The organism is Bradyrhizobium sp. WSM2793 (assembly GCF_000379585.1).
Classification (GTDB): domain Bacteria; phylum Pseudomonadota; class Alphaproteobacteria; order Rhizobiales; family Xanthobacteraceae; genus Bradyrhizobium.
Map to the genome: position 1 here is coordinate 484512 of NZ_KB902768.1, position 22983 is coordinate 507494.

23 protein-coding genes and 2 riboswitches are annotated in these 22983 nt (G+C 67.2%); of the genes, 17 read left to right on the forward strand and 6 right to left on the reverse strand.

The annotated features are described in order from the left end of the window. The first annotated feature begins 10 nt into the window (after window positions 1-10). A complete protein-coding gene (locus A3AS_RS0102085; RefSeq protein ID WP_020508596.1) occupies window positions 11-1699 on the forward strand; it encodes a ShlB/FhaC/HecB family hemolysin secretion/activation protein in 1689 nt (562 codons plus the stop codon). A 100-nt stretch (window positions 1700-1799) separates the two neighbouring features. On the opposite strand, the gene bluB is transcribed toward A3AS_RS0102085, so the two are convergent. From bluB to cobU, 3 genes are read right to left on the reverse strand one after another with little or no spacing between them, the layout of a single operon-like run. Beyond that, the gene (bluB, locus tag A3AS_RS0102090; RefSeq protein ID WP_018315950.1) at window positions 1800-2432 is read right to left on the reverse strand and encodes a 5,6-dimethylbenzimidazole synthase; all 633 of its coding nucleotides are present in this window, start codon (window positions 2430-2432) and stop codon (window positions 1800-1802) included. 4 nt (window positions 2433-2436) lie between these two features. Then, window positions 2437-3219, reverse strand: coding sequence for an adenosylcobinamide-GDP ribazoletransferase (gene cobS / locus A3AS_RS0102095; protein WP_018315951.1), 783 nt, complete (start codon window positions 3217-3219; stop codon window positions 2437-2439). Continuing rightward, on the reverse strand, window positions 3216-3719 hold the full coding sequence (gene cobU / locus A3AS_RS0102100) for a bifunctional adenosylcobinamide kinase/adenosylcobinamide-phosphate guanylyltransferase (protein ID WP_018315952.1): 504 nt from the start codon (window positions 3717-3719) through the stop codon (window positions 3216-3218). The genes cobS and cobU overlap by 4 nt, the downstream gene beginning before the upstream one ends. Window positions 3720-3840: 121 nt before the next feature. Here cobU and cbiB point away from each other — a divergent pair, with 121 nt between their 5' ends. Beyond that, a complete protein-coding gene (cbiB, locus tag A3AS_RS0102105; protein ID WP_018315953.1) occupies window positions 3841-4782 on the forward strand; it encodes an adenosylcobinamide-phosphate synthase CbiB in 942 nt (313 codons plus the stop codon). Between the two features lie 11 nt (window positions 4783-4793). Beyond that, window positions 4794-5759, forward strand: a complete 966-nt coding sequence (cobD, locus tag A3AS_RS0102110; protein WP_018315954.1) for a threonine-phosphate decarboxylase CobD — start codon at window positions 4794-4796, stop codon at window positions 5757-5759. On the opposite strand, the gene A3AS_RS0102115 is transcribed toward cobD, so the two are convergent. Beyond that, entirely contained in the window at window positions 5748-7196 is a 1449-nt protein-coding gene (locus A3AS_RS0102115; protein ID WP_018315955.1) for a cobyric acid synthase, read from the reverse strand. The genes cobD and A3AS_RS0102115 overlap by 12 nt on opposite strands. A gap of 5 nt (window positions 7197-7201) precedes the next feature. Beyond that, window positions 7202-7837, reverse strand: a complete 636-nt coding sequence (cobO, locus tag A3AS_RS0102120; protein WP_018315956.1) for a cob(I)yrinic acid a,c-diamide adenosyltransferase — start codon at window positions 7835-7837, stop codon at window positions 7202-7204. Window positions 7838-7878: 41 nt separating this feature from the next. Next, window positions 7879-8100, forward strand: a riboswitch (cobalamin riboswitch). A gap of 94 nt (window positions 8101-8194) precedes the next feature. On the opposite strand from cobO, the gene A3AS_RS0102125 reads away from it, so the two are divergent. The 7 genes from A3AS_RS0102125 to cobJ are packed head-to-tail and all read left to right on the forward strand — an operon-like array spanning window position 8195 to window position 16102. After that, window positions 8195-8569: a DUF1636 domain-containing protein gene (locus A3AS_RS0102125; protein WP_018315957.1), complete on the forward strand. Its 375-nt coding sequence runs from the start codon at window positions 8195-8197 to the stop codon at window positions 8567-8569. Continuing rightward, window positions 8566-9600: a cobalamin biosynthesis protein CobW gene (cobW, locus tag A3AS_RS0102130; RefSeq protein WP_018315958.1), complete on the forward strand. Its 1035-nt coding sequence runs from the start codon at window positions 8566-8568 to the stop codon at window positions 9598-9600. The genes A3AS_RS0102125 and cobW overlap by 4 nt, the downstream gene beginning before the upstream one ends. Further along, window positions 9600-12848 (forward strand): cobaltochelatase subunit CobN, encoded by a 3249-nt coding sequence (gene cobN, locus A3AS_RS0102135; RefSeq protein WP_018315959.1) that lies wholly within the window; start codon window positions 9600-9602, stop codon window positions 12846-12848. The genes cobW and cobN overlap by 1 nt, the downstream gene beginning before the upstream one ends. Beyond that, window positions 12845-14008: a precorrin-3B synthase gene (cobG, locus tag A3AS_RS0102140; RefSeq protein ID WP_018315960.1), complete on the forward strand. Its 1164-nt coding sequence runs from the start codon at window positions 12845-12847 to the stop codon at window positions 14006-14008. Before cobN ends, cobG begins: the two co-directional genes overlap by 4 nt. Beyond that, on the forward strand, window positions 14008-14637 hold the full coding sequence (locus A3AS_RS0102145) for a precorrin-8X methylmutase (RefSeq protein WP_018315961.1): 630 nt from the start codon (window positions 14008-14010) through the stop codon (window positions 14635-14637). Before cobG ends, A3AS_RS0102145 begins: the two co-directional genes overlap by 1 nt. Window positions 14638-14639: 2 nt before the next feature. After that, a complete protein-coding gene (locus tag A3AS_RS0102150; RefSeq protein ID WP_018315962.1) occupies window positions 14640-15371 on the forward strand; it encodes a precorrin-2 C(20)-methyltransferase in 732 nt (243 codons plus the stop codon). Then, window positions 15368-16102, forward strand: coding sequence for a precorrin-3B C(17)-methyltransferase (gene cobJ, locus A3AS_RS0102155; RefSeq protein ID WP_018315963.1), 735 nt, complete (start codon window positions 15368-15370; stop codon window positions 16100-16102). Before A3AS_RS0102150 ends, cobJ begins: the two co-directional genes overlap by 4 nt. Here cobJ and A3AS_RS0102160 read toward each other — a convergent pair. Further along, the gene (locus A3AS_RS0102160) at window positions 16078-16824 is read right to left on the reverse strand and encodes a cobalt-precorrin-6A reductase (protein ID WP_018315964.1); all 747 of its coding nucleotides are present in this window, start codon (window positions 16822-16824) and stop codon (window positions 16078-16080) included. The two genes, cobJ and A3AS_RS0102160, sit on opposite strands and share 25 nt — an antisense overlap. Window positions 16825-16834: 10 nt before the next feature. Here A3AS_RS0102160 and A3AS_RS0102165 point away from each other — a divergent pair, with 10 nt between their 5' ends. The 7 genes from A3AS_RS0102165 (at window position 16835) to cobF (ending at window position 22973) form a co-directional block, all read left to right on the forward strand. Further along, complete coding sequence (locus tag A3AS_RS0102165; protein WP_020508598.1) at window positions 16835-18016, forward strand: bifunctional cobalt-precorrin-7 (C(5))-methyltransferase/cobalt-precorrin-6B (C(15))-methyltransferase; 1182 nt, start codon at window positions 16835-16837, stop codon at window positions 18014-18016. Next, window positions 18013-18381: a cobalamin biosynthesis protein gene (locus A3AS_RS0102170; RefSeq protein WP_018315966.1), complete on the forward strand. Its 369-nt coding sequence runs from the start codon at window positions 18013-18015 to the stop codon at window positions 18379-18381. Before A3AS_RS0102165 ends, A3AS_RS0102170 begins: the two co-directional genes overlap by 4 nt. Beyond that, a complete protein-coding gene (gene cobM, locus A3AS_RS0102175) occupies window positions 18378-19160 on the forward strand; it encodes a precorrin-4 C(11)-methyltransferase (protein ID WP_018315967.1) in 783 nt (260 codons plus the stop codon). The genes A3AS_RS0102170 and cobM overlap by 4 nt, the downstream gene beginning before the upstream one ends. Continuing rightward, window positions 19160-20470: a cobyrinate a,c-diamide synthase gene (locus A3AS_RS0102180; RefSeq protein ID WP_018315968.1), complete on the forward strand. Its 1311-nt coding sequence runs from the start codon at window positions 19160-19162 to the stop codon at window positions 20468-20470. The genes cobM and A3AS_RS0102180 overlap by 1 nt, the downstream gene beginning before the upstream one ends. Continuing rightward, window positions 20467-21198: a uroporphyrinogen-III C-methyltransferase gene (gene cobA, locus A3AS_RS0102185; RefSeq protein ID WP_018315969.1), complete on the forward strand. Its 732-nt coding sequence runs from the start codon at window positions 20467-20469 to the stop codon at window positions 21196-21198. Before A3AS_RS0102180 ends, cobA begins: the two co-directional genes overlap by 4 nt. A 45-nt stretch (window positions 21199-21243) precedes the next feature. Beyond that, window positions 21244-21463, forward strand: a riboswitch (cobalamin riboswitch). A 36-nt stretch (window positions 21464-21499) separates the two neighbouring features. After that, entirely contained in the window at window positions 21500-22177 is a 678-nt protein-coding gene (locus A3AS_RS0102190; protein WP_018315970.1) for an energy-coupling factor ABC transporter permease, read from the forward strand. 46 nt (window positions 22178-22223) lie between these two features. Beyond that, complete coding sequence (gene cobF, locus A3AS_RS0102195) at window positions 22224-22973, forward strand: precorrin-6A synthase (deacetylating) (protein WP_018315971.1); 750 nt, start codon at window positions 22224-22226, stop codon at window positions 22971-22973. Window positions 22974-22983: the final 10 nt, after the last annotated feature.

Consider the following 22983-nt stretch of genomic DNA (forward strand, 5'->3'; position numbering starts at 1 on the left):
TGGATTCGAGATGCGGATTCTGGGGGCATCGTTGGGGATCGGGCTTGCAGCTTGCTGCATCGCGTCTGCGCGCGCCCAGTCGATCAATCCCGGCGTGATCCAGAACGACGTCGACCGGCAGCGGCGGCAGCTCGAGCAGCAGAGCGCGCCGCCCAAGCTCACCGGGCCGGCGGTGATCGGCGGCGAGCGGGAAAAGTCCCAGCTCCTGAAGCCGGGCGGGCCGAAATTTCGCCTGCGCAAGGTCACGTTCGACGAGTCCAAGTTCATCACGCCGGCGGAGCTGGATGAGATCGCGAAGAAATATGTCGGCAAGGACGTCGACATCGCCTCGCTGTTGCAGCTCGTTGCCGACATCAATGCGGTCTATGCCGCGCGCGGCATCGTCACGGGCATCGCGACCCTGCCCGAGCAGGACGCCAAGGGCGGCGTCGTCCGCGTCAAGCTAACCGAAGGCCGGCTGCAGAAGACGACGGTCGAGGGCAACAAGCAGACCCGCACCGATTACATCCTCGATCGCGTGAAGGAGCCCGAAGGCGAGGTCCTCGACGTTCCAAAGCTCAACCGCGACGTGATCTGGTTCAACCGGACCAACGACGTCCAGATCAAGGCGCTGCTGCAGCCCGGCACGAGCTTCGGCCTCACCGACCTCCAATTCGCGGTGATCGAGCCGCGGGTCGACACCTTGCAGCTCTTCACCGACAACCAGGGTTCCGAGAACACGGGGCGTTGGGAAGGCGGTGCCTTCTACAAGCGCCACGGCCTGTTCGGCGTCGACGACCGCCTGACCTTCTACGGCGTCCGTTCCGACGGCAATCTCAACGGCAACGTCGCCTACAGCATCCCGGTCAATCCCTGGGGCGGCCGCGCCGGCGTCAGCTATACCGAAGGCAAGATCAAGATCGTCCAGGGGCCGTTCGTCGCGCTCGACGTCACCGGCCGCTCGAGCCAGGCCGCGGTCAATTTCAGCCAGCCGGTCTGGGTGACCCAGGACTGGCTGGTGCTGCTCAACGCCGCCTTGACCGAGGGCAAGACCGTCAGCCGCTTTGCCACGGTCGCCGTCACCGACGACCACTACGACAAGACCACGGCCGGAATTTCGGTGACCAAGTCCGGCAACACCTATTCGATCACGGTCTCACCGGCAGTGAACTACATCGCGTGGCATGACTATGTGCTCGGCAACAACCGCGCGTTCAACACCTATACCGGCTCGCTGATCGCGACGAGCGCCGCAGGGCCCCAGAACTTCAGCGCCAATGTGCTGGCGAGCTGGCAGTACACGCAGGAGAAGCTGCTGCCGGGCGATCAGATCTTCTCGATCGGCGGCCCCACCACCGTACGCGGTTATCCCTCCAATGCGGCTTCCGGCGACAGCGGCTATTATCTCAACGCCGAACTGCATTACAACTGGTCGCAATGGCTGAGGGGTTTCGACACCTACGTCTTCACCGACTGGGGTGCGGTGTATTCGACCTTCCCCGGCGTCACCGAAATGGCCTCTGTCGGCGTCGGCTTCTCCTGGACTTATGCGTCGTTCATGACGTTCGAGGCGAATTACGCGACGCCGCTGAAGATGGCGGTCTCGACCCAGAACCATTACGAGGCCTATGGCCGCGTCATCTTCCGGCCGCTGCTGATGTTCCAGAAGCCGGAGCCACCCGCGCCTGTGGCGGCGGTGGCCGGCAGGAGCAGGTCGTAGCGTCTCCGTCATGGCCCGGCGTGTCCGGCCATCCACGTTCTTTTGACGTGGAAACGAAGACGTGGATGCCGGGACACGCCCGGGCATGACGAGCTTGGGGTCAACGCCGCAACGTAAACTCGTCTGCGCCGCGCCGGTGCTCCCATTTCGCCTGCTCCAGCTCGGGCTGGTTGCATTCGACTTCCGGATAGCCGATGCAGAGATAGGCGATGAACTTCCAGGTATTGGGCACGTCGAGAACGGCGTGGATACGATTCGGATTGAGGATCGAGATCCAGCCGATGCCGATGCTCTCTGCGCGTGCGGCGAGCCACATCGCGGTGATGGCAGCGACCACGGAATACTCGGTGGTTTCCGGCATGGTCGCGCGGCCGAGGCCGTGGCCGATGTCGCTGGCCTTGTCGGCGAACACGGCGAGGTGTCCGGGGGCCTGTTCGAGGCCCGACAATTTCAGCGTGGCGTAGCGGGCCGCACGTTCGCCGGAATAGCAGTTCAGCGCGTCGGCGTTGCACGCCGTGAAATCGTCGATGATGGCGCGACGTCGTGCGGCATCATCGACGGTGACGAAGCGCCAGGGCTGGCTCAGGCCGACCGAGGGCGAGAGACAAGCGGTCTCGATCAGGCGATCGATGGCGCCGGCCGGCAGCGGGTCAGCTCGAAAGCGGCGGACGTCGCGGCGCCACACGAACAGCTCGCGCAAGTGCTGACGGAAGGTGTCGTCGAACTCGACCATGAGATCAGCCTCCCATCCGGAAGGATGCCGCGACCAGCAGAATGAGGATCTCGCCGATCTGCTCGAAGGCACCGAGGATGTCGCCGGTCTGCCCGCCGATCTGGCGCACGGCAAGCCGCGCCAGCAACAGGCCGGCGAGCGACAGCAGGATCAGGCCGACCAGCGCCTTGCCCGGCCCCAACGCGAGAGCGAGCGCGAGCGTTCCAAGAGCGAAGGCGACGGCGATGCTGCGGCCCGGCGGCGGTCCCGCGCTCGCCGACAGCCCGTCAGGCCGCGCTGGCGGTACCAATGACATGAAGGCCGGCACGCCGGCGCGGGCGGCGGCATGCGCTGACAACAGTGCAAATGCAACCAGCAAGGGATCGGCGATCGCTGCGAGTGCGCTCCAGCGCAGGCCGAACGACACAATCAGCGCGCAGACGCCGTAGGTCCCGATCCGACTGTCACGCATGATCTCGAGCTTGCGCTCGCGCGTGCGACCGCCGCCGAGCCCGTCGGCGGTGTCGGCGAGACCGTCTTCGTGCAGCGCGCCGGTGATGAGGGCGGTCGTCGCGAGTGCAAGCAGGGCAGCAATGTTCGGCGTCAGTCCGAAGCGGATGGCCACCTTGTAGACGAAAGCGCCGGCAAGGCCGACCAGCAGTCCCGCGACGGGTAGCGCCCAGGTCGCGCGCGCGACGGCGCCGTCGCCTGCAGGCTTCGACGATGCGACGGGAAGGATCGTGACGAACGACGCTGCCATCCTGAGATCGGCGACGACGTCCTTGAAGAGCTCGGCGCGCGGCATCATTTCAATTTCATGGGCAAACCGGCGACGACGAACTCGACCTCGTCGGCGGCTTCGGCGATGATCTGGTTCATGATGCCGGCGGCGTCGCGATAGCTGCGCGCCAGCGCGTTGTCGGGGACGATACCGAGACCGACCTCGTTGGTGACGAGGACGACCGGGCTTTTCAGGCGGGGCAGGGCGGCCGCGAGTTCGGTCACTTCACGCTCCCAGTCGCGTTCCGCATGCATCAGGTTGGAAAGCCACAGTGTCAGGCAGTCCACCAGCCGTGCGCCGCCGCCATCGCTTGCGATCAGCGCGGGCACGAGATCGAGCGGCACTTCGCGCTCGATCCAGTCGGTTCCGCGGCGCGCGCGATGCTTTGCGATGCGCGCCTCCATTTCGGTATCGAGTGCCTCCGCCGTCGCGACATAGACGGGCTGCCCGGGAAAAGCGCGCGTGCACGTTTCTGCACGCTTGCTCTTGCCCGATCGCGCTCCGCCCGTGATCAAGATGACGGCCATAAAGGTCTCCTGTGGGCCTGACTAATCACCAAACGCGGCCAAAGACAAAGCCGAAATCAGCCGGGCGGGGGCTTGCGCTCTGCCTTCGCTTTGCGCAACAGGGGCGGGACAGGAGGCGTGTGTGGGCTTTGCGGGTGCGATGGTGGTGGCGATGGCGGTGGATGCCCTCCTCGGCTGGCCGTCGTGGCTGTTCGCGCGGATCGGTCATCCCGTGACCTGGCTGGGTCGGCTGATCGGTGCCATCGACATCACGTGGAATCGCGCGTCCGATCCGCCGGCGTTCCGCCGCGCTGCTGGTGTCGCCGGAGCGCTCCTGGTGATCGGATTTTCCGTTGCGATCGGCTGCGCGCTTCAGGCCTTGCTTTCCTCGGGTTGGATCCAGATCGTGCTGATCGGCATCCTGGCCTGGCCCTTGGTCGCTTCGCGCTCGCTGCATGACCACGTCGCCGCCGTCGCGAATCCTCTGATGGCCGGTGACATCACCGCCGCGCGCGAGGCAGTCTCGCGCATCGTCGGCCGTGATCCCGCAGCGCTCGATGAAGCCGGGATCGCGCGCGCGGCGATCGAGAGCCTTGCGGAGAATGCCTCCGACGGCATCGTGGCGCCGGTGTTTTGGGGCGCGCTGCTCGGGCTGCCGGGCATCATCGGCTACAAGGCGATCAACACGCTGGACTCCATGATCGGCCATCGCAGCGAACGGCACGAGGCCTTCGGCTGGGCGGCGGCGCGCATCGACGATGTCGCCAATTTCATTCCGGCACGGCTGACCGGATGTCTGTTCGTGCTGCTGGCTCCTCGGCGATCGGAGGCGCTGTCATGCATGACGCGCGATGCACGCCGTCACCGCTCGCCCAATGCCGGCTGGCCGGAAGCGGCCATGGCCGGCGCGCTCGGCGTCCGGCTCAGCGGCCCTCGCATCTATCACGGCAGCGCGACCGACGAGCCCTGGCTGAACGAAGGCGCGCGCGACCCGCGCGCCGCTGATATCGCCGAGGCACTGACGGTCTACCGCCGCGCCATGATGCTGCTCGCCGGCCTGCTTGCGATCCTGGCCTTCGCGTGAAAGAACGGGGCATGCGCGAGCACGGTGGAAATCTGGATCTGGCACAGCAGCGTTTTGGCGGACGCGCGGAAGACTGGATCGATCTGTCGACAGGGATCAACCGGCTGCCTTATCCCGTGGCCGAGATCGATCCGCACCATTGGAATGCGCTGCCGTCGCGATCCGACATCAACGCCCTGCATCAGGCGGCGCAGCGTGCCTATCGCACCAGCGCACCGCTCGTTGCGATGGGCGGCGCGCAGGCTGCCATTCAATTGCTGCCGCAACTGGTACCAACCGGCCGCGCCCGCATCCTCGGACCGACCTACAATGAATACGCAGGGGTTCTGTCGGCTGCAAGCTGGGATGTCCAGGAGGCCAGCGAGCTCGACGCGCTGGCAGGCGCGGATCTCGCCATCGTCGTCAATCCCAACAATCCCGGCGGTCAGCATCATGCACCGAAGGATCTGCTCGCACTGCTGCCGCGCGTCGGCCGCCTCGTCATCGACGAGAGCTTTGTCGACGCCGTTCCGCTGCTGTCGCTTGCATCGGAGGCCGGTCGGCCGGGACTGCTGATCCTGCGCTCCTTCGGAAAGTTCTATGGTCTTGCCGGCCTGCGGCTCGGCTTCGCGATCGGCAATGCCGCCGACATAGGCAAGCTTGCGTCGATGTCGGGTCCATGGCCGGTTTCGGGAGCGGCGATCGCGATCGGCTGTCGCGCGTTGCGTGACGACGCCTGGGCCGAGGCCACGTCAGCGCGACTTGCCCGGGGCTGTGTTCGCCTCGATGCCATAGCGCACGCGCAAGGCTGGATGCTGCTTGGGGGGACGCCGCTGTTCCGTCTCTACGAGACGCCCGGCGCGCTCGCCGCACAAGAGAGATTGGCACGAAGCCAGATCTGGTCGCGCGTCTTCGCACAAAGGCCGACATGGTTGCGCCTCGGGCTTCCGGGTAGCGAAGCCGAATGGACGCGGCTTGCCGAGGTGCTAGCGCGCTAGCGCGAGCAGTCCTTCCACGTCGAGATGCTTTTCGATGTGATCGGCCAGCGCATCGAGCGCGCTTTCGACCCTGGCTTGATAGGGCTCGCCACCTGCGGGAATGTCGAGCATGGCCAGATACGCCTTGCGGAAATCATCCGACGTGAACAGGCCGTGCAGATAGCTGCCCTGCACGCGGCCATCGCGCGAGATCGCGCCTTCGGGCTCGCCGTTCAGCTTCGCAAACGGGCGCGCGCGATCCGGCCCGTCAGTGCGGCCGATGTGGATTTCGTACGCCTCGATTGGCTGGTCCGTGTCGGTATGCACGGCCGCGACACGCGTCAGCGTCTTCTGCGGACTCATCACCGTGTCCACGTCCAGAAGTCCGAGGCCCGGCGTGTCGCCTGCGGTGCCTTCGATGCCGTCAGGATCGGCGACGCTGCGCCCAAGCATCTGATAGCCGCCGCAGAGGCCGAGCACATGGCCGCCGCGGCGGTGGTGCGCGAGCAGATCGATGTCCCAGCCTTGCGCGCGCAGGAAGGCGAGATCGCCGCGCGTCGATTTTGAGCCGGGAATGATGACGAGGCGGACATCGCCCGGGATCGGCTCGCCCGGGCGCACCATCACGAGGTCGACGCCCGGCTCGAGCTTGAGCGGATCGAGATCGTCGAAATTGGCGATCCGCGACAGCGCCAGGCAGGCGATCTTGTACTGGCCCGGCTTGCGCGCGTCGCTGAGGCCGAGCGCATCCTCGGCCGGCAGCTCGCCGGCGCGGGCGAACCAGGGCAGCACGCCGAAGCCGAGCCAGGCCGTTCTTTGTTCGATCAGCCTGTAGCCATCGTCGAACAGCGAGGGATCGCCGCGGAACTTGTTGATGACAAAACCCTGGATCATCGCGGCATCGTCGGGGTCGATCACGGTCTTGATGCCGACGAGCTGGGCGATGACGCCGCCGCGGTCGATGTCGCCGACCAGCACGACCGGCACGTCCGCCTTGCGCGCAAAGCCCATATTGGCGATGTCGGCCTTGCGCAGGTTCACTTCGGCCGGGCTACCGGCACCTTCCACCAGCACCAGATCGGCGCGCCCCTTCAGCCGCTCAAAGCTCTCCAGCACCGCGCCCATCAGCGATGGCTTCATCGCGGCATAGTCGCGCGCACGCGCGGTCGCGATGCGCTTTCCGTGGACGATCACCTGCGCGCCGATGTCGGTCTCGGGCTTGAGCAACACGGGGTTCATGTCGGTGTGCGGGTCTACGCGAGCGGCGAGGGCCTGCAACGCTTGTGCGCGGCCGATCTCGCCGCCGTCGACGGTGACGGCGGCATTGTTCGACATGTTCTGCGGCTTGAACGGGAGCACGCGCAGGCCGCGCCGGGTGAAGGCACGCGCGAGACCGGCGACGATGAGCGATTTGCCCACGTCCGAGCCGGCCCCCTGGATCATCAGCGCGCGTGCCATCGAACTCAGAACTCGACGCCGGCCTGTGCCTTGATGCCGGAGCGGAAGGGATGTTTCACCAGCGTCATCTCGGTGACGAGATCGGCGATCTCGATCAACTCGTCCTTGGCGTTGCGGCCGGTGAGGACGACATGCGTCATCGGCGGCTTCGAGGTGGTCAGAAACTCGACGATCTCGGCGATGTCGAGATAGTCGTAGCGCAGCGCGATGTTGATCTCGTCGAGCACGACCATGCGCAGGCTCTCATCGAGGATCAGCTCCTTGGCCTTCTCCCAGCCGGCGCGCGCGGCGGCGATGTCGCGGGCGCGGTCCTGCGTCTCCCACGTAAAACCTTCGCCCATGGCGTGGAACTGGCAGAGGTCGCCGAAATGGCCAGTGAGCAGGCGCCGCTCGCCGGTATCCCAGGCGCCCTTGATGAATTGCACGACTGCGCAGGGAAAGCCATGCGCGACGCAGCGGACGATCATGCCGAAGGCCGACGAGGACTTGCCCTTGCCGGCCCCGGTGTGGACGATGATGAGGCCCTTTTCGCCGCTCTTGGTCGCCATGATCTTGTCGCGGGCGGCCTTCTTCTTCGCCATTTTCGTGGCGTGGCGGGTGTCGGTTTCTTCGGCCGTTTTTGTATCCGGTTCAGGCGTCATCGGGTCCCGGTCCTTCGGCTTGACAAGTGGCGGCCACCGGCAAATGGTGGCCCGGCGTTGGTTCCTGTCCTATGACAGGCGAAGAGGGAATGCGATAGGGTCCGAATCGGCAAGATTTGGGTCCAAAATGCAGCCGCCCCCGCGACCGTGACCGGAGAGATGTCCGAAGCCACTGATTCCCTCAGGGAATCGGGAAGGCGGGGATCGAAGGGGAAAACCCTGCTCCGCAAGCCGGGAGACCTGCCAGCGCGGACGAGTTTTGGACCGGCGGACGGGGTGTTCCGCGACGGGGAAAACGGGCCTTCTGAAGAATGGTCCGTGTGCCTCATCGCCTCCCGCTGTTATCTGGAAGAGGCGATGACCGTCACACTTCACGTCTGCATCACCTGCCGTGCCGGCGAGACGCCAGGCGAGGGCGAGGCGACGCCCGGCAAGCGCCTGCATGGGGCGATCCTCGACGCGGGCGTGCCCGAGGGTGTCAATGTGGTTCCCGTCGAATGCCTGTCGGCCTGCAACCAGGGCTGCTCGGTGGCGCTGAGCGCGCCCGGCCGCTGGTCCTACGTCTATGGCCGCCTGTCCGATGCGAATGCGCAGGACGTGGTCGCGGGCGCCGCGGCCTATGCGGCCGCGCCTGACGGCCTTGTGCCCTGGCGCAGCCGGCCGGAAATATTCCGCAAGCAGTCGCTTGCCCGCATTCCCCCCATTGCCGTCGTGCCGGAGGCCGCCGAATGAACTCGCTCGCAAAAGTCCCGGTTACGGTGGTCACGGGTTTTCTCGGCTCGGGCAAGACGACGCTGATCCAGCATCTGCTCAGCAATGCCGGCGGCAAGAAGCTCGCGGTGCTCGTCAACGAGTTCGGTAGTGAGGGCGTCGACGGCGAGATCTTGAAATCCTGCGCCGACGCCAATTGCCCGGAGGAGAACATCGTCGAGCTCGCCAATGGCTGCATTTGCTGCACGGTTGCCGACGATTTCATTCCGACCATGGAAAAACTGCTCGCGCGGCCGGTGCGGCCCGATCACATCCTGATCGAGACCTCGGGCCTGGCGCTGCCCAGGCCGCTGCTGAAGGCATTCGACTGGCCGGAGATCCGTTCGCGGATCACCGTCGACGGCGTGATCGCGCTCGCCGATGCCGAGGCTGTCGCCGCTGGCCGCTTTGCGCCGGATCCTGACGCCGTCGAAGCGCAGCGTGCGGCGGACGAGAGCCTGGATCACGAGACGCCGCTGTCGGAAGTGTTCGAGGATCAGATCGCCTGCGCCGACATCGTGCTGCTGACCAAGGCCGACCTCGCTGGCGCGGCGGGACTTGAAGCGGCCAAGGCTGCCATCACCGCCGAGATGCCGCGCCGCGTGCCGATGCTCCCCGTGACCGACGGTGCGATCGATGCGCGCGTCATCCTCGGTCTTGGCGCTGCCGCCGAGAACGATCTCGCCGCGCGTCCCTCGCATCATGACGGCGAGGAAGAGCACGAGCACGATGATTTCGCCTCGGTCGTGGTCGACCTCCCTGAAGTCGCCGACGTCGATGCGCTGGTCGCATCCGTCCAGAAGCTGGCGCGCGAGCAGAACGTGCTGCGCGCTAAGGGCTATATCGCGGTCGCGGGCAAGCCGATGCGGCTGCTGCTGCAGGCGGTCGGCGAGCGTGTGCGCCACCAGTTCGACAAGCCCTGGGGCGCAGGTCACAGGCGGTCGAAGCTCGTCGTGATCGGCGAGCACGGCGATATCGACGAGGCCGCAATCAGGTCAGGACTTGGTATCTGATGCACGTCGTCTTCCGCGAGAGCCGTGGTCTGGAGGAGACCGCGACGCCAAGGGATATCGGCCAGGACCCGGCCGATCTCGTGGTGCTCTCGTATTCGGATTCGGATCTCGCGGCGTTCGCAGCCGGCTGGCGGCGTGGTCGCGAGAGCCTGCCGTCATTGCGGCTCGCCAATCTCGCGGAGCTGCGCCATCCGCTGTCAGTGGACACCTATATCGAGCGCACGCTGTCTCAGGCGCGTGGCATTCTGGTTCGCCTGATTGGTGGTGAGTCCTACTGGCCGTATGGTCTGGCTGTGCTCCGGCAGCTCGCCAAGGACCGTGGCATTGTGCTGGCCGTGCTGCCGGCCGACGGTCGTGACGACCCGCGGCTCGATGCATACTCGACCCTGCCGGTCTCGACGCTGCGCCGGCTCAAGGTGCTCTGCGACACCGGCGGACCGGTCGCCGCGCAAGCCGCGATCGCACAGCTCGCACTGGCTTCGGGACTCTATGCCGGGCCTGTTATCGGCGACACCGCCGTACCCGAGATGGGGTTCTACGATCCCGCCCGCGGCGTCATTGCGGCACCGGCGCACGGCGAGGGCAGGCCGCGCGCGCTGGTGACGTTCTATCGCTCATATCTCACCGCCGCGGATACGGGCCCGGTCGATGCCCTGATCGCAGCGCTGCGCGGGCGCGGCTTTGAAGCCTGCGGCGTGTTCGTGACCTCGCTGAAGGCCGCGGGCGTCGCGGATTGGTTGCGGGCGCATCTTGCGCAAAATCCTCCCGCCGCGATCGTCAACGCGACGGCGTTCTCCGCGGCTGGCGACGACGGCACGACGCCGCTCGATGCCGCAGCGTGCCCGGTGTTCCAGGTCGCGCTCTCCACCGCCCGGCGCGAGGACTGGGCGGACTCGCTGCGCGGCCTGTCGCCTGGCGATCTCGCGATGCATGTGGTGCTGCCCGAGGTCGACGGCCGGCTGTTCGCGGGCGTGGTTAGCTTCAAATCAGCCGGCATTCGTGACCCCGATCTGCAGTTCTCACACCTGGCGCATCGCGCCGATGAGGAGCGCGTGACGGCCGTCGCTGCGCGCGTCGCGGCGTGGCGGCGACTTGCGGAGACGCCGGCCGGTGAGAAGCATCTGGCGCTCGTGCTCTCGAACTATCCGGGCCGTCCGCACCAGATCGCGCATGCGGTCGGGCTCGATGCGCTGGCCTCGGTCGAGGCGTTGGTGTCCGATCTCGCTGAGGCCGGCTTCGATGTTGCGCCGGTCCATGCGCTCGGCGAGGCGCTGCTAAGGCAGCGGCTCACCTGGGGCATCGCCGATTATCGCGCGGCGCTTTCGCGCCTGCCGCAAGTTTTGCAGGATGATCTTGCGCAAGCCTGGGGCGCGCCGGAGAGTGATCCGAGCTGCCGCGACGGCGCGTTTCATTTCGCCGCGATCCAATGCGGCAAGTCGGTCATCGCGGTCCAGCCGGAACGCGGCGATGCGACCACGCGCGATACCGATTATCACGATCTCGCCCGCACGCCGCGCCACGCCTATGTCGCGTTCTATCTCTGGCTTCGGCAGCAGGCCTGTGACGCCGTCGTGCACATGGGCGCACATGGCACGCTGGAATGGCTGCCCGGGAAATCCGTGGCGCTGTCGTCCGCGTGCTGGCCGGAAGCCCTGATCGGCGATCTTCCCGTGATCTATCCCTTCATCGTCAACGATCCCGGCGAGGCCGCGCAGGCCAAGCGGCGCTTGGGGGCCGTGACCATCGGCCATCTGCCGCCGCCGCTCGCCGCATCCGCCGTGCCCGAAGGCTTGCGCCGGCTCGAACAGCTCCTCGACGAATATTCGACCGCCGATGGTCTCGATCCCGCACGCCGTCGGCGATTGATCGCAGCGATCCGTGATGAGGCGCGCGTGGCGGGCCTCGAGGACGATCTCGGTTTGGATGCCTTGGCCGCGCCCGCCGAAGCCATTCCGCGGATCGATCGCTTCGTCTGCGATCTCAAGGAAAGCCAATTCGGCGACGGCCTGCATGTGTTCGGCTGCGGCGCCTGCGGCGATGCGGAGCGCGATGCGTTGCGTTCGGCACTTGCCGGCAAGCGCGTTGCGCCGGGACCGTCGGGCTCGCCCTATCGCGGCCGTCAGGACGTGTTGCCGACCGGACGCAATCTCTTTGCCGTCGATCCGCGCGCGGTGCCGACGCCGTCGGCGCATGCGCAGGGCATCAAGCTTGCCGAAGAGCTGCTGCGCCGCCATCTGCAGGATCACGGCGACTGGCCGAAGGGCCTCGTGGTCGATCTCTGGGGCTCGGCAACGATGCGCACCGCGGGCGAGGAATTTGCGATGGCGCTGCATCTGGCCGGCCTTGCGCCGCGCTGGGATCACGCCTCCGGCCGCGTCATCGGATACGACATCGTCGCGCCGGCCGAGCTCGGCCGTCCCCGCATCGACGTCACGCTGCGGGTGTCGGGCCTGTTCCGCGACGTCTTCTCGGGCCTTGCGCAATTGTTCGAGGCCGCCTCCGAAGCGCTTGCGACACGCGAGGACGAGGGCGACGAGAATCCGTACCGCCACCGCGCCTCCCGCGTGTTCGCGCCGCGTCCCGGACAATACGGCGTCGGTCTATCGGCGATCCCCGATGCCTTCACGCCCGAGACACGCGAAGCCGCGGGCGAAGCCTGGTTGTCGGCATCGTCCTGGGCGTTCTCGGCCGACGGCGAGATGCAGCTGAATCGCGCCGGCATCGAGCAGCGCCTTGCTTCGGCTGATGGCTTCGTCCATGTCCAGGATTTGCCGGAAACTGATCTGCTGCTCGCGGCCGATTATGCCGCGCATGAAGCCGGCGTTGCGGCGGCTGCAGCGCATCTCGGCGCGGCAGGACTCTCGCTCTATCACCTCGACACGACTCGTCCCGAGCAGCCCCACGCGCGCACGCTGACCGAGGAGATCTCGCGCGTCGTCCGAGCGCGCGCCGCCAACCCGGCGTGGATCGCCGGCATGATGCGTCATGGTTTTCGCGGCGCCGCCGAGATCACCGCGACGCTAGAGCACATGGCCGCTTTCGCGCATCTGGCCGGTGCCGTGCCGCCGCATCTGTTCGATCTCTACTACGATGCGACGCTCGGCAATGACGACGTCCGCGCCTTCATGGCGCGTGAAAATCCGTCCGCTCTCGCCGCGATGGAAACCTGTTTCGCGCGCCTGCACGATGCGGCGCTTTGGCAAACGCGCCGCAATTCGATCGCGGCTGCGCTGCGGGAGGCCTCATGAGCGCGGCCATGGTCAAGGGCTGGTGTCCCGGCGCGCTGCGCCCGATGCTCTCGGGCGACGGGCTCGTGGTGCGCGTGCGTCCGTTCGGTGGGCGGCTCGAAGCACCACAAATCACAGGACTTGCCGAGCTCGCCGGGCAACACGGCAATGGTCTGATCGACGTGACGAGCCGTGCCAATCTGCAGATCAGGGGCGTTAGCGAAGAAGGCCATCGGCCGTTGATTGACGGCCTTGCGCGACTGGCGCTGCTCGATCCCGATCCGGCCACGGAAGCCCGTCGCAACATCCTCGTCACGCCGTTCTGGCGCGCTGGCGACGCGACACAATCGCTCGTCGCCGAGCTCGAAGAAGCGCTCGAGGATAACGCGCTCGCGCTTCCAACCAAGTTCGGCTTCGCGATCGATGACGGGACCTCGCGCGTGCTCGCCGGCGATTCCGCTGACATACGCATCGAGCGTGATCGCACAGGCGGTCTCCTGGTGCGGGCCAACGGCGCAAAGCTCGGCCGCTCCGTCGCACGCGGAGAGGCCGTGAGCACGGCGCTCGCGCTCGCAAGCTGGTTCCTGGTCTCCGGCGGCGCGACGGGCGGGCGAGGGCGCATGGCGGCCCACATCGCCTCCGGCGCGGCATTGCCTCAATCGCTGCGCGGCGAGACCGAGCCCGCGCCCGTGATGGCCGCCTCGCGTCCCGGGCACTATCCGCAAGGCCCGATGGTGGGTGTCGCGTTCGGGCAGATGCTGCACACGACGCTGCATCAGTTCGCCGGGTGCGGTCATGCGCTGCGCATGACGCCCTGGCGGATGGTGCTGAGCGAGGGCAAGCGCGAGATGCCGAGCGCGCCGGGCCTCATCACCGAGCCGTTTGATCCCGCGCTGCGCGTCATTGCCTGCAGTGGCGCCCCGCGCTGCCGCGAAGCCCATGCCGATACGCGTGCGCTCGCAGCAGCGCTCGCCCCGCGCATCGCCGCCGATACGCGGCTCCACGTCTCCGGCTGCGGCAAGGGCTGTGCCCATTCCGGCACGGCCGCGGTCACGCTGGTGGCGACCCGTGCCGGATTCGATCTCGTCCGTGACGGCTCGATCCGCGACGAGCCGGTGTTGCGCGGCCTGAACGGCGCCGACATCGTCAGCGATCCCTCCATCCTGGTGGGAGGGCATTGATGCCGCACACTTACGAGACCGATGGCGCTGCGATCTACCGGCAGTCCTTTGCGACCATCCGCGCCGAAGCCGATCTCGCGCGCTTTTCGCCCGACGAGGAGCAAATCGTGGTGCGGATGATCCATGCCGCCGGCATGGTGGGTCTTGAGGCGCATATCCGCTTCACCCCGGGCATGGCGATCGCTGCGCGCGCCGCCTTGCAGAAGGGCGCGCCGATCCTCTGCGACGCGCGCATGGTCTCGGAAGGGATTACGCGCGCAAGGTTGCCCGCAGCCAACGCCGTCATCTGCACGCTTGGTGACGAGACCGTGCCTGCACTCGCACAATCCATGCACAACACCCGCTCGGCCGCGGCGCTGGAGCTGTGGCGGCCGCATCTCGATGGCGCGGTGGTTGCGATCGGCAATGCGCCGACCGCACTGTTTCATCTGCTCAACATGCTGGAGGACCGCGACTGCCCGCGGCCTGCGGCGATCATCGGCTGTCCCGTCGGCTTTGTCGGCGCGGCCGAGTCCAAGGCCGCGCTGATGGCCGATCCGCCCGTGCCGGCGCTGACGGTCCAGGGCCGCCTCGGCGGCTCTGCGATCACGGTTGCCGCGGTGAATGCGCTGGCGAGCCGGAGCGAATAGCGATGGGACGCATCATCTGCTGCGGTCTCGGCCCCGGCGATCCTGATCTGATGAGCGTGCGCGCCGATCGCACCGTGCGCGCCGCGCAGCACGTCGCCTATTTCCGCAAGAAGGGCCGGCCGGGCCAGGCGCGGCGCATCGTCGAAGGCATGTTGGCGACCGATGTCACCGAATATCCCATGGAATATCCCGTTACGACGGAGATCGCCTTCGACAGCGCCGAGTACGTGCAGCTGCTCGCCGGCTTCTACGACGAGTGGGCCGAGCGTCTGGCGCGGCTTGCGCGCGCGGTCGACGTCGTCGTGCTCTGCGAGGGTGACCCTTACTTCTACGGCTCCTTCATGCATCTGCACACGCGCCTGCAGGGCCGCGTCGAGATCGAGGTGATCGCCGGCATTCCCGGCATGGTCGGCTGCTGGAATGGTGTCGGACAGCCGATCGCGCTCGGCGATGACGTGACGACGGTGCTGATGGGGACGCTGGCTGAAGACGAGCTCGAGAGGCGTATGCGCGATTCCGATGCGCTCGTCGTCATGAAGACCGGCCGCAATCTCGCAAAGGTGCGCCGTGCGCTCAGCTCTGCCGGCCGGCTGGACGATGCCTGGCTGGTCGAGCGCGGCACCATGCCGGGCGAGCGCGTGGTGCGGCTCGCCGAGGTCGATGGCGCCGACTGTCCCTATTTCGCGATCGTGCTTGTGCACGGCAAGGGCCGGCACCTGGACGCCGCCGAATGACGGGCACGTTGACCATCGCGGGCCTCGGGCCGGGCAGCGATGCGCTGGTGACGCCCGAGGTCACGGCCGCGCTGGCGGCCGCAACCGACATTCTGGGTTACGCGCCCTATGTCGCGCGCGTGCCGCCGCGTGCTGGGCTTAAGCTGCATCCCTCGGATAACCGCGAGGAGCTGCAGCGTGCGAGCGAAGCGCTGCGGCTTGCCGCCAAAGGCGGGCAGGTCGTCGTCGTCTCCTCCGGCGATCCCGGCGTCTTCGCGATGGCCTCGGCCGTGTTCGAGGCGCTCGAACAGGCGCCGCAATGGCGGGATCTTTCGATTCGCGTGCTGCCTGGCATCACGGCAATGCTGGCGGCGGCCGCACGCGCCGGCGCGCCGCTCGGCCATGATTTCTGCGCGATCAATCTCTCCGACAATCTCAAGCCGTGGGCAGTCATCGAGAAGCGCCTGCGGCTCGCCGCCGAAGCCGATTTTTCGATTGCGATGTATAATCCGCGCTCGGCAAGCCGGCCGGAAGGATTCGGCCGCGCGCTTGCGGTGCTGAAGCACGCAGGCTGCGGCGAGCGCCTCGTGATTTTTGCACGCGCGATCAGCGCTTCTGACGAGAGCATCGAAACTGTCACGCTGAACGAAGCTCGGCCCGAGATGGCCGACATGCGGACGCTGGTGATCGTGGGAAATTCGCAGACGCGCCGGGTCGGCCGCTGGGTCTATGCGCCGAGGCGGGTAGAATGACCGAGCCACTGCATGATCTCGGCCACGCTCTCGACCCGCAACCGCTCGGGCAGCTCCGGCCGCGATATCATCATCACGGGCAGGCCGAGCATGCGGGCCGCGTCGATCTTGGCGCGCGCGCCGTCGCCGCCGGAATTGCGGGCGACGATCCAGCCGATGCCGCGCCTACGCAACAGATCAAGCTCACTGTCGAATGTGAACGGCCCGCGCGACACGATCACGTCGGCGACGAAGGGCGGGGGAGCCTCCGGCGGATCGACGAACCGCAGCGTATAGGTATGCTGCGGCTTGTTCGCAAACGGCGCGATATGCTGGCGTCCGATGGCGAGGAACACTTTTGCGGGCGCCTCGGGCAGCGCGGCGACCGCGGCGCTGACGTCCGTGACTTCGATCCAGTTGTCGCCGGGCGCTTTCGTCCAACGCGGGCGCTCCAGCGCAATCAGCGGTGTGGCGGTTTCCGCGCACGCTTCGACCGCATTGCGGCTCATCTCGGCAGCGAACGGATGCGTCGCGTCGATCACGTGCGTGATGCCTTCGCGGCGGATGTAATCGGCCAGTCCGCTAACGCCGCCGAAGCCGCCGATGCGGGTCGGCAGCGGCTGATCGGCAGGCGCGCGGGTGCGACCGCCATAGGAGTAGACGGCCTCGATGCCTGCGCGCGCGATCGCCGCGGCGAGCAAGCTCGCATCGGCAGTTCCGCCCAGAATGAGGGCGCGCCTCATGGCTGATTCCTTGGCTGATCCCTGGCTGACCATCATCGGTATCGGCGAAGATGGCCTTGCCGGGCTGTCGGAGGCAAGCCGAAAGGCGCTCAATGAGGCCGAAACCGTCTTCGGTGGTGAACGGCATCTCGCGCTTGCCGGCGTCGGCAGCCGCGGCCGTCCGTGGCCGGTGCCGTTCGACGCCGATATCGTTCTGAGCAGCCGCGGCAGGCCGACGGCGGTGCTCGCCTCCGGTGATCCGTTCTGGCATGGCGCCGGTGCAGCTCTCGCCGAGAAGCTGCAGGCCGGCGAGTGGATCGCGCATTCGGCACCGTCGACCTTCTCGCTTGCGGCCGCGCGGCTGGGCTGGCGGCTCGAATCCACCGTCTGCCTGGGGCTTCACGCCGCACCGTTCGAACGTCTCGTTCCGCATCTGGTGCGAGGAGCGCGCATCATCTGCCTCGTGCGCGATGGGAAAGCGGCAAGCGATCTCGCAAAATGGTTGAGCGAGCGCGGATGGGGCGCCTCGGCCTTCTGGACGCTCGCCGCACTCGGTGGTCCGCGCGAAAGCATCCAAGAACATCGCGCCGACGGTTTCGCCGGTGATCCCGCTGGAAACCTGGTCGCAGTCGCCGTTGAGGCGAGGGGCACGCAAGGCATTCCCCGCAGCTCGGGACTTTCGGACGATCTGTTCGTCCATGACGGCCAGATCACCAAGCGGCCAGTGCGCGCGCTCGCGCTCTCGGCGCTGGCGCCGCGTCCGGGCGAGCGACTGTGGGATATCGGCGCCGGCTCGGGGTCGATCTCGGTCGAGTGGGCGCTGTGCGGCGGGACGGCGACTGCGATCGAGGCGCGCGAGGAACGCGCCGCAAACATCCGCAGCAATGCAGCGGCGTTTGGACTTTCGCACCGGATCACCGTCGTCAAAGGGAGGGCGCCCGAGGCTGTTGCTGCCCTGGAAGCACCGGATGCGGTCTTCATCGGCGGCGGCCTCGATAGCGCGATGTTCGATGCGATCTGGTCGCGGCTTGCGCCGGGCACGCGGCTGGTTGCACATTCAGTCACATTGGAGACGGAAGCGTTGCTCGGCGATCTGCACCAGCGCCACGGCGGCGAGCTGATGCGGGTCGACATCGCTTATGCTGGCCCGCTCGGCCGTTACCGCTCCTGGGAGACGGCACGGCCGGTGGTGCAGTGGAGTACGGTCCGATGAAGGTGGCCGGGTTTGGGTTCAGGAGAGATGTCAGTCTCGCTTCGCTGCGCGAAGCACTGCTGGCGGCGGGTGATCCCGAAGGTCTTATGGCGATTGCAACCGTTAGCGACAAGGCTGATGCTGAGCCGCTGCAGGAGCTCGCGCGTGAGTGCGGTGTGCCGATCAAGGCTGTTCCAGCCGATATGTTGGCCGGCATCGCCACGCCGACCCAGTCCAATCTCGTGATGGAGAAGTTCGGCACTGGATCGGTCGCCGAAGCCGCGGCGCTCGCTGCGGCCGGGCCTCGTGCACGGCTGATTTCGACACGCGTTGTCTCGCAGGATCGCACGGCGACGGCCGCGATCGCGGAAGGAGACGGCGCATGACGGTGCATTTCATTGGCGCAGGGCCGGGCGCGCCTGATCTGCTGACGTTGCGGGGGCGCGACCTGATCGCGGTCTGTCCGGTCTGCCTCTATGCCGGCTCGCTGGTCCCCGAGGGCGTGCTGGCGCATTGCCCGCCCGGCGCGCGCATCGTCAATACCGCGCCGCTGTCGCTCGACGAGATCATTGCCGAGATCGCTGCCGCGCATGCGGCGGGCAAGGACGTTGCTCGCCTGCATTCGGGCGATCTCTCGATCTGGTCGGCGATGGGCGAGCAGCTCCGCCGCCTGCGCGCACTTGGCATTCCGTTCACTGTGACGCCTGGTGTGCCGTCCTTCTCGGCCGCAGCGGCAGCGCTCGAGGTCGAGCTGACGCTGCCGGGCCTTGCCCAGACAGTCGTGCTGACGCGCACGCCGGGCCGCGCCAGCGCGATGCCCGAGCGCGAGAAGTTGGCAGCCTTCGCCGCGACCGGTGCAGTGCTTGCGATCCATCTGTCGATCCATCTGCTCGACAAGGTCGTCGCCGAGCTCGCGCCGCATTATGGCGCGGATTGCCCGATCGCCATCGTCTGGCGCGCGAGCTGGCCGGATCAGCGCATCATCCGCGCCACGCTGGCTACGCTCGATGCTGCCATCGGCACCGAGATGGAGCGCACCGCGATCATTCTGGTCGGCAAGACGCTCGGCGCTGCGGATTTCGACGAGAGCCGCCTTTACGCCGCCGATTACGATCGCCGCTATCGGCCGGTCGGCGCCGAGCCGCGTTTTCCGGAGGGCTCGTGATGGGGGCAGGCCTCGTCATCTCCGCACCGGCCTCCGGCGTCGGCAAGACCACGCTGACGCTGGCGCTCGCGCGCGCCTGGCGCCATCGCGGCTTGAACGTGCAGTGCTTCAAGAGCGGTCCCGATTACATCGATCCCGCCTTCCACGCCGCCGCCACGGGGCGCGCTTCCGTCAACGTCGATAGCTGGGCGATGGATCGCGGGGCGATCTCGCATCTCGTCAGCCGCGGCGCGGACGCCGATGTCGTGCTTGCCGAGGGATCGATGGGCCTGTTCGACGGCGTCGCCGCGCCCGGTGTTTCCGGCACCGGTGCCACCGCCGACATTGCGGAGATGCTGGGCTGGCCGGTGGTGCTGGTGATCGATCCTTCCGGACAAGCGCAGACCGCGGCGGCGATCGCCGCGGGTCTTCGTGATTATCGCCCCGGCGTACGGCTCGCCGGTGTCGTGCTCAACCGCGTTGCCAGCCCGCGCCACGAAGACCTCGTGCGGCGTGCGCTCAACGACGCGGGCATTGCCGTGTTCGGCGCGCTGCCGCGCCATGCCGAGATCAGCCTGCCGAAGCGGCATCTCGGCCTGGTGCAGGCCGAGGAGCAGGCCGAGATCGGCAAGCTGATCGACGAGGCCGCGCGCTTCGTTGCCGAGCATGTCGATCTCGATGCGGTGCTGCGATCGGCTGCGTCCTGGACACCACAACCCGCCGCGAATGGGCTGAACGTGACGCCGCCGGGCCAGCGCATCGCGCTCGCGCGCGATGCGGCGTTCTCTTTCGTCTATCCGCACATGCTGGAAGCCTGGCGCGGGGCGGGCGCGGAGATCTCGACATTCTCGCCGCTCTCCGATGAAGCGCCCGACGCGAGCGCCGATGTGTGCTGGCTGCCCGGCGGTTATCCCGAGCTGCATGCCGGCAAGATCGCGGCCAATGCGCGTTTTCGCAGCGGCCTGCGCGCCTTCGCCGAAACGCGACCGGTGCACGGCGAATGCGGAGGCTATATGGTGCTGGGAACCGCTTTGACCGATGCGGACGGTGTTCGCCATGAGATGACAGGCCTGCTTGGCCTCGAGACCAGCTTTGCCAAACGTCGCATGCATCTCGGTTATCGTCTCGCGACGCTGGCCGCGCCGATGCCGGGACATCGCCCCAGTGCACGTCTGCGCGGCCATGAGTTCCACTATTCGACCATTCTTGCCCAGCCTGATACGCCGTTGGCAGTCGTGCACGATGCAACCGGCGCGGTCATTGCCGAGACCGGCTCGCAGCGCGGCCACGCCACCGGCACGTTCTTTCATCTGATCGCGGAGGACCGGTGAGCGGATTCGTCTCCTTCATCTCCGCCGGACCCGGCGACCCCGAGCTTCTCACGCTCAAGGGCGCCGCGCGGCTGCGCGAGGCCGACGTCGTGCTCTATGACGATCTCGCCTCCGGCGCGATCCTTGATCTCGCCCGGCCCGGCGCCAATCTCGTCGCGGTGGGGAAACGGGCAGGGCGTCCCTCGACCAAGCAGCACCACGTCAACCGCCTGCTGGTCGACTATGCCGCAACAGGTGTGCGCGTGGTTCGGCTCAAGTCGGGCGATGCCGGCATTTTCGGCCGGCTCGAGGAGGAGCTGGAGACGCTGCGTGAGGCCGGCATCGGCTACGAGATCGTTCCCGGCGTCACCTCGGCCTGCGTTGCCGCGGCGCAAGCCGGCATCCCCCTGACCCGGCGCCACACCTCGCGCCGGGTGCAATTCGTCACCGGCGCTGATGTCACCGGCGAGTTGCCGCCGAATCTGAATTGGGCGGCCCTGGCCGATCCTGAGGCGACGACCGTGGTCTATATGGGCCGGCGCACCTTCCCCGCGCTTGTCGCAAAGTTGGTCGCGCACGGCCTCGCTGCGGATACCCCCGCGCTGTTCGCCGAATCCCTCGGCCGCCCGGACGAACGGCTGGTCCGCACCACCATCGCCGAGCTTGCCGAGCAGCTTGCGCGCGGCGGCGCCGCCTCGACGGCCGCCGTGATCCTGTTTGGGGCGCTGGCGGGGGATTATCCGTCATGACAGCCTTGGCCGCCGTTCGCCCCTTGACGCAGGCTCAGCGAAAGGGGCACACAAGAGAGGCATGGTGCTCGACGCGGCGCAAAGCGCCGGAGCATAATCGGGAATGGGGGTGGGCGGACCCAGTTGCGTCGCCCAAAACCCCGGCCGCCCCCGCGACTGTAAGCGGTGAGGGACTCCGATCAGCCACTGGGCCGCAAGGTCCGGGAAGGCCGGAAATCCCGGGGAACCGCGAGCCAGGAGACCGGCCCTGCACGTTTTGAGGCCAAGGCCGTCGGGTGTGACGGCAGGAAGGAATTGAGCCATGCATATCGAACCCGGGGTCGTGACGGGCGCCAAGCTCGTGTTGAGTTACGCAACCGGCATCGCCGCAGGCGGCGTTGCGCTGAAGCTTGCGGTGGAGACCGTGCGTGAGCAGGGCATCACGTCGTTCGCAGCGCGGACGCTCGCCACCACAGTCCTTGTGTTCATCTTCTTCGAGATACTGCCGCACTTCCCGGTCGGCGTCTCCGAGGTGCACTTCATTCTCGGCTCGACACTGTTCCTGCTGTTCGGCGCAGCGCCCGCGGCCTTCGGCCTCGCATTCGGCCTGCTGCTCCAGGGCGTATTCTTCGAGCCGGTCGACATCCCGCAATACGGCATGAACGTCACGACGCTGCTGGTGCCGCTGTTCGCGATCCAGGCGATCGCCACACGGATCATCTCGCGGAACACCGCCTATGTCGATTTGAAGTATCGGCAGGCGTTGGCGCTCTCGACGACCTACCAGGCCGGCGTGATCGCCTGGGTGGCGTTCTGGGCGCTCTATGGCTCGGGCTTTGCGATGAGCAACCTCGCCAACATCGCGACGTTCGCGGCGTCCTATGCGCTGGTCATCGTGATCGAGCCGCTCGCCGATCTCGCGGTACTGGCACTGGCGAAGTCGCTGCGCGGCGTCACCGCGCCCGGTCTCGTCACCCCGCGCCTGCATAACCCGGCCTGAGAGACAAGCGAACGGGCGGCCAGCAAGGCCGCCCGTCGCGTTCGCGATGCTCACGCTTTCCCTGATAGGCATCGGTTGCGGCGATCCCGACCAGCTGACGCGCGCCGCTGTCCGAGCGATCAACGCCGCCGATCTCGTCCTGATCCCGCGCAAGGGAACGGCGAAGTCCGATCTCGCCGATCTCAGGCGGACGATCTGCGCGGATGTGCTTACCAGCGACAAGACAGCCATCGCCGAATTCGACCTTCCCGTGCGCGACGCAGGTGAGGCGGAATACCGTAAGGGCGTGGACGATTGGCACGATGCGGTTGCCGCGACTTGGTCGAAAGCGATTGCGAACCATCTCGAAGGCGAGGGCAAGGTTGCGCTGCTGATCTGGGGCGATCCTTCGCTCTACGACTCCTCGCTGCGCATTGCGCGGCGGCTCAATCCCCTGCCTGACATCGAGGTCGTGCCCGGCATCACCTCGATCCAGGCGCTGTGCGCGGCGCATGCGCTGCCGCTCAACGATATAGGCGAGCCCTTTCTGGTCACGACGGGGCGGCGTTTGCGCGAAGGCGGCTGGCCGGCAGGGGTGGATACCGTTGTTGTAATGCTCGACGGCGGCACGGCATTCCAGTCGCTTGATCCAGCCGGGATTCAAATCTATTGGGGCGCCTATCTCGGCATGCCCGATCAGATCGTCATGTCCGGCGTGCTCGCCGAGGTTGGCCCGCGCATCGTCGCGGCGCGGCAGGAAGCGCGCGAGCGGCATGGCTGGATCATGGACAGCTACATTCTCAAGCGCAGGCCGTAAGCGAGGCAGC

What these genes read in the sequence shown, in the direction of transcription:
- A3AS_RS0102160 (WP_018315964.1), bottom strand. Translation starts at nt 16,824, where the DNA reads ATGAGGCGCGCCCTCATTCTGGGCGGAACTGCCGATGCGAGCTTGCTC.
- cobG (WP_018315960.1), top strand. Translation starts at nt 12,845, where the DNA reads ATGAGCGCGGCCATGGTCAAGGGCTGGTGTCCCGGCGCGCTGCGCCCG.
- A3AS_RS0102125 (WP_018315957.1), top strand. Translation starts at nt 8,195, where the DNA reads ATGACCGTCACACTTCACGTCTGCATCACCTGCCGTGCCGGCGAGACG.
- cobJ (WP_018315963.1), top strand. Translation starts at nt 15,368, where the DNA reads ATGACGGGCACGTTGACCATCGCGGGCCTCGGGCCGGGCAGCGATGCG.
- cobM (WP_018315967.1), top strand. Translation starts at nt 18,378, where the DNA reads ATGACGGTGCATTTCATTGGCGCAGGGCCGGGCGCGCCTGATCTGCTG.
- cobS (WP_018315951.1), bottom strand. Translation starts at nt 3,219, where the DNA reads ATGATGCCGCGCGCCGAGCTCTTCAAGGACGTCGTCGCCGATCTCAGG.
- bluB (WP_018315950.1), bottom strand. Translation starts at nt 2,432, where the DNA reads ATGGTCGAGTTCGACGACACCTTCCGTCAGCACTTGCGCGAGCTGTTC.
- cobO (WP_018315956.1), bottom strand. Translation starts at nt 7,837, where the DNA reads ATGACGCCTGAACCGGATACAAAAACGGCCGAAGAAACCGACACCCGC.
- A3AS_RS0102115 (WP_018315955.1), bottom strand. Translation starts at nt 7,196, where the DNA reads ATGGCACGCGCGCTGATGATCCAGGGGGCCGGCTCGGACGTGGGCAAA.
- A3AS_RS0102190 (WP_018315970.1), top strand. Translation starts at nt 21,500, where the DNA reads ATGCATATCGAACCCGGGGTCGTGACGGGCGCCAAGCTCGTGTTGAGT.
- cobF (WP_018315971.1), top strand. Translation starts at nt 22,224, where the DNA reads ATGCTCACGCTTTCCCTGATAGGCATCGGTTGCGGCGATCCCGACCAG.
- cobD (WP_018315954.1), top strand. Translation starts at nt 4,794, where the DNA reads ATGCGCGAGCACGGTGGAAATCTGGATCTGGCACAGCAGCGTTTTGGC.
- A3AS_RS0102145 (WP_018315961.1), top strand. Translation starts at nt 14,008, where the DNA reads ATGCCGCACACTTACGAGACCGATGGCGCTGCGATCTACCGGCAGTCC.
- A3AS_RS0102170 (WP_018315966.1), top strand. Translation starts at nt 18,013, where the DNA reads ATGAAGGTGGCCGGGTTTGGGTTCAGGAGAGATGTCAGTCTCGCTTCG.
- A3AS_RS0102150 (WP_018315962.1), top strand. Translation starts at nt 14,640, where the DNA reads ATGGGACGCATCATCTGCTGCGGTCTCGGCCCCGGCGATCCTGATCTG.
- A3AS_RS0102180 (WP_018315968.1), top strand. Translation starts at nt 19,160, where the DNA reads ATGGGGGCAGGCCTCGTCATCTCCGCACCGGCCTCCGGCGTCGGCAAG.
- cobN (WP_018315959.1), top strand. Translation starts at nt 9,600, where the DNA reads ATGCACGTCGTCTTCCGCGAGAGCCGTGGTCTGGAGGAGACCGCGACG.
- A3AS_RS0102085 (WP_020508596.1), top strand. Translation starts at nt 11, where the DNA reads ATGCGGATTCTGGGGGCATCGTTGGGGATCGGGCTTGCAGCTTGCTGC.
- cobW (WP_018315958.1), top strand. Translation starts at nt 8,566, where the DNA reads ATGAACTCGCTCGCAAAAGTCCCGGTTACGGTGGTCACGGGTTTTCTC.
- cobU (WP_018315952.1), bottom strand. Translation starts at nt 3,719, where the DNA reads ATGGCCGTCATCTTGATCACGGGCGGAGCGCGATCGGGCAAGAGCAAG.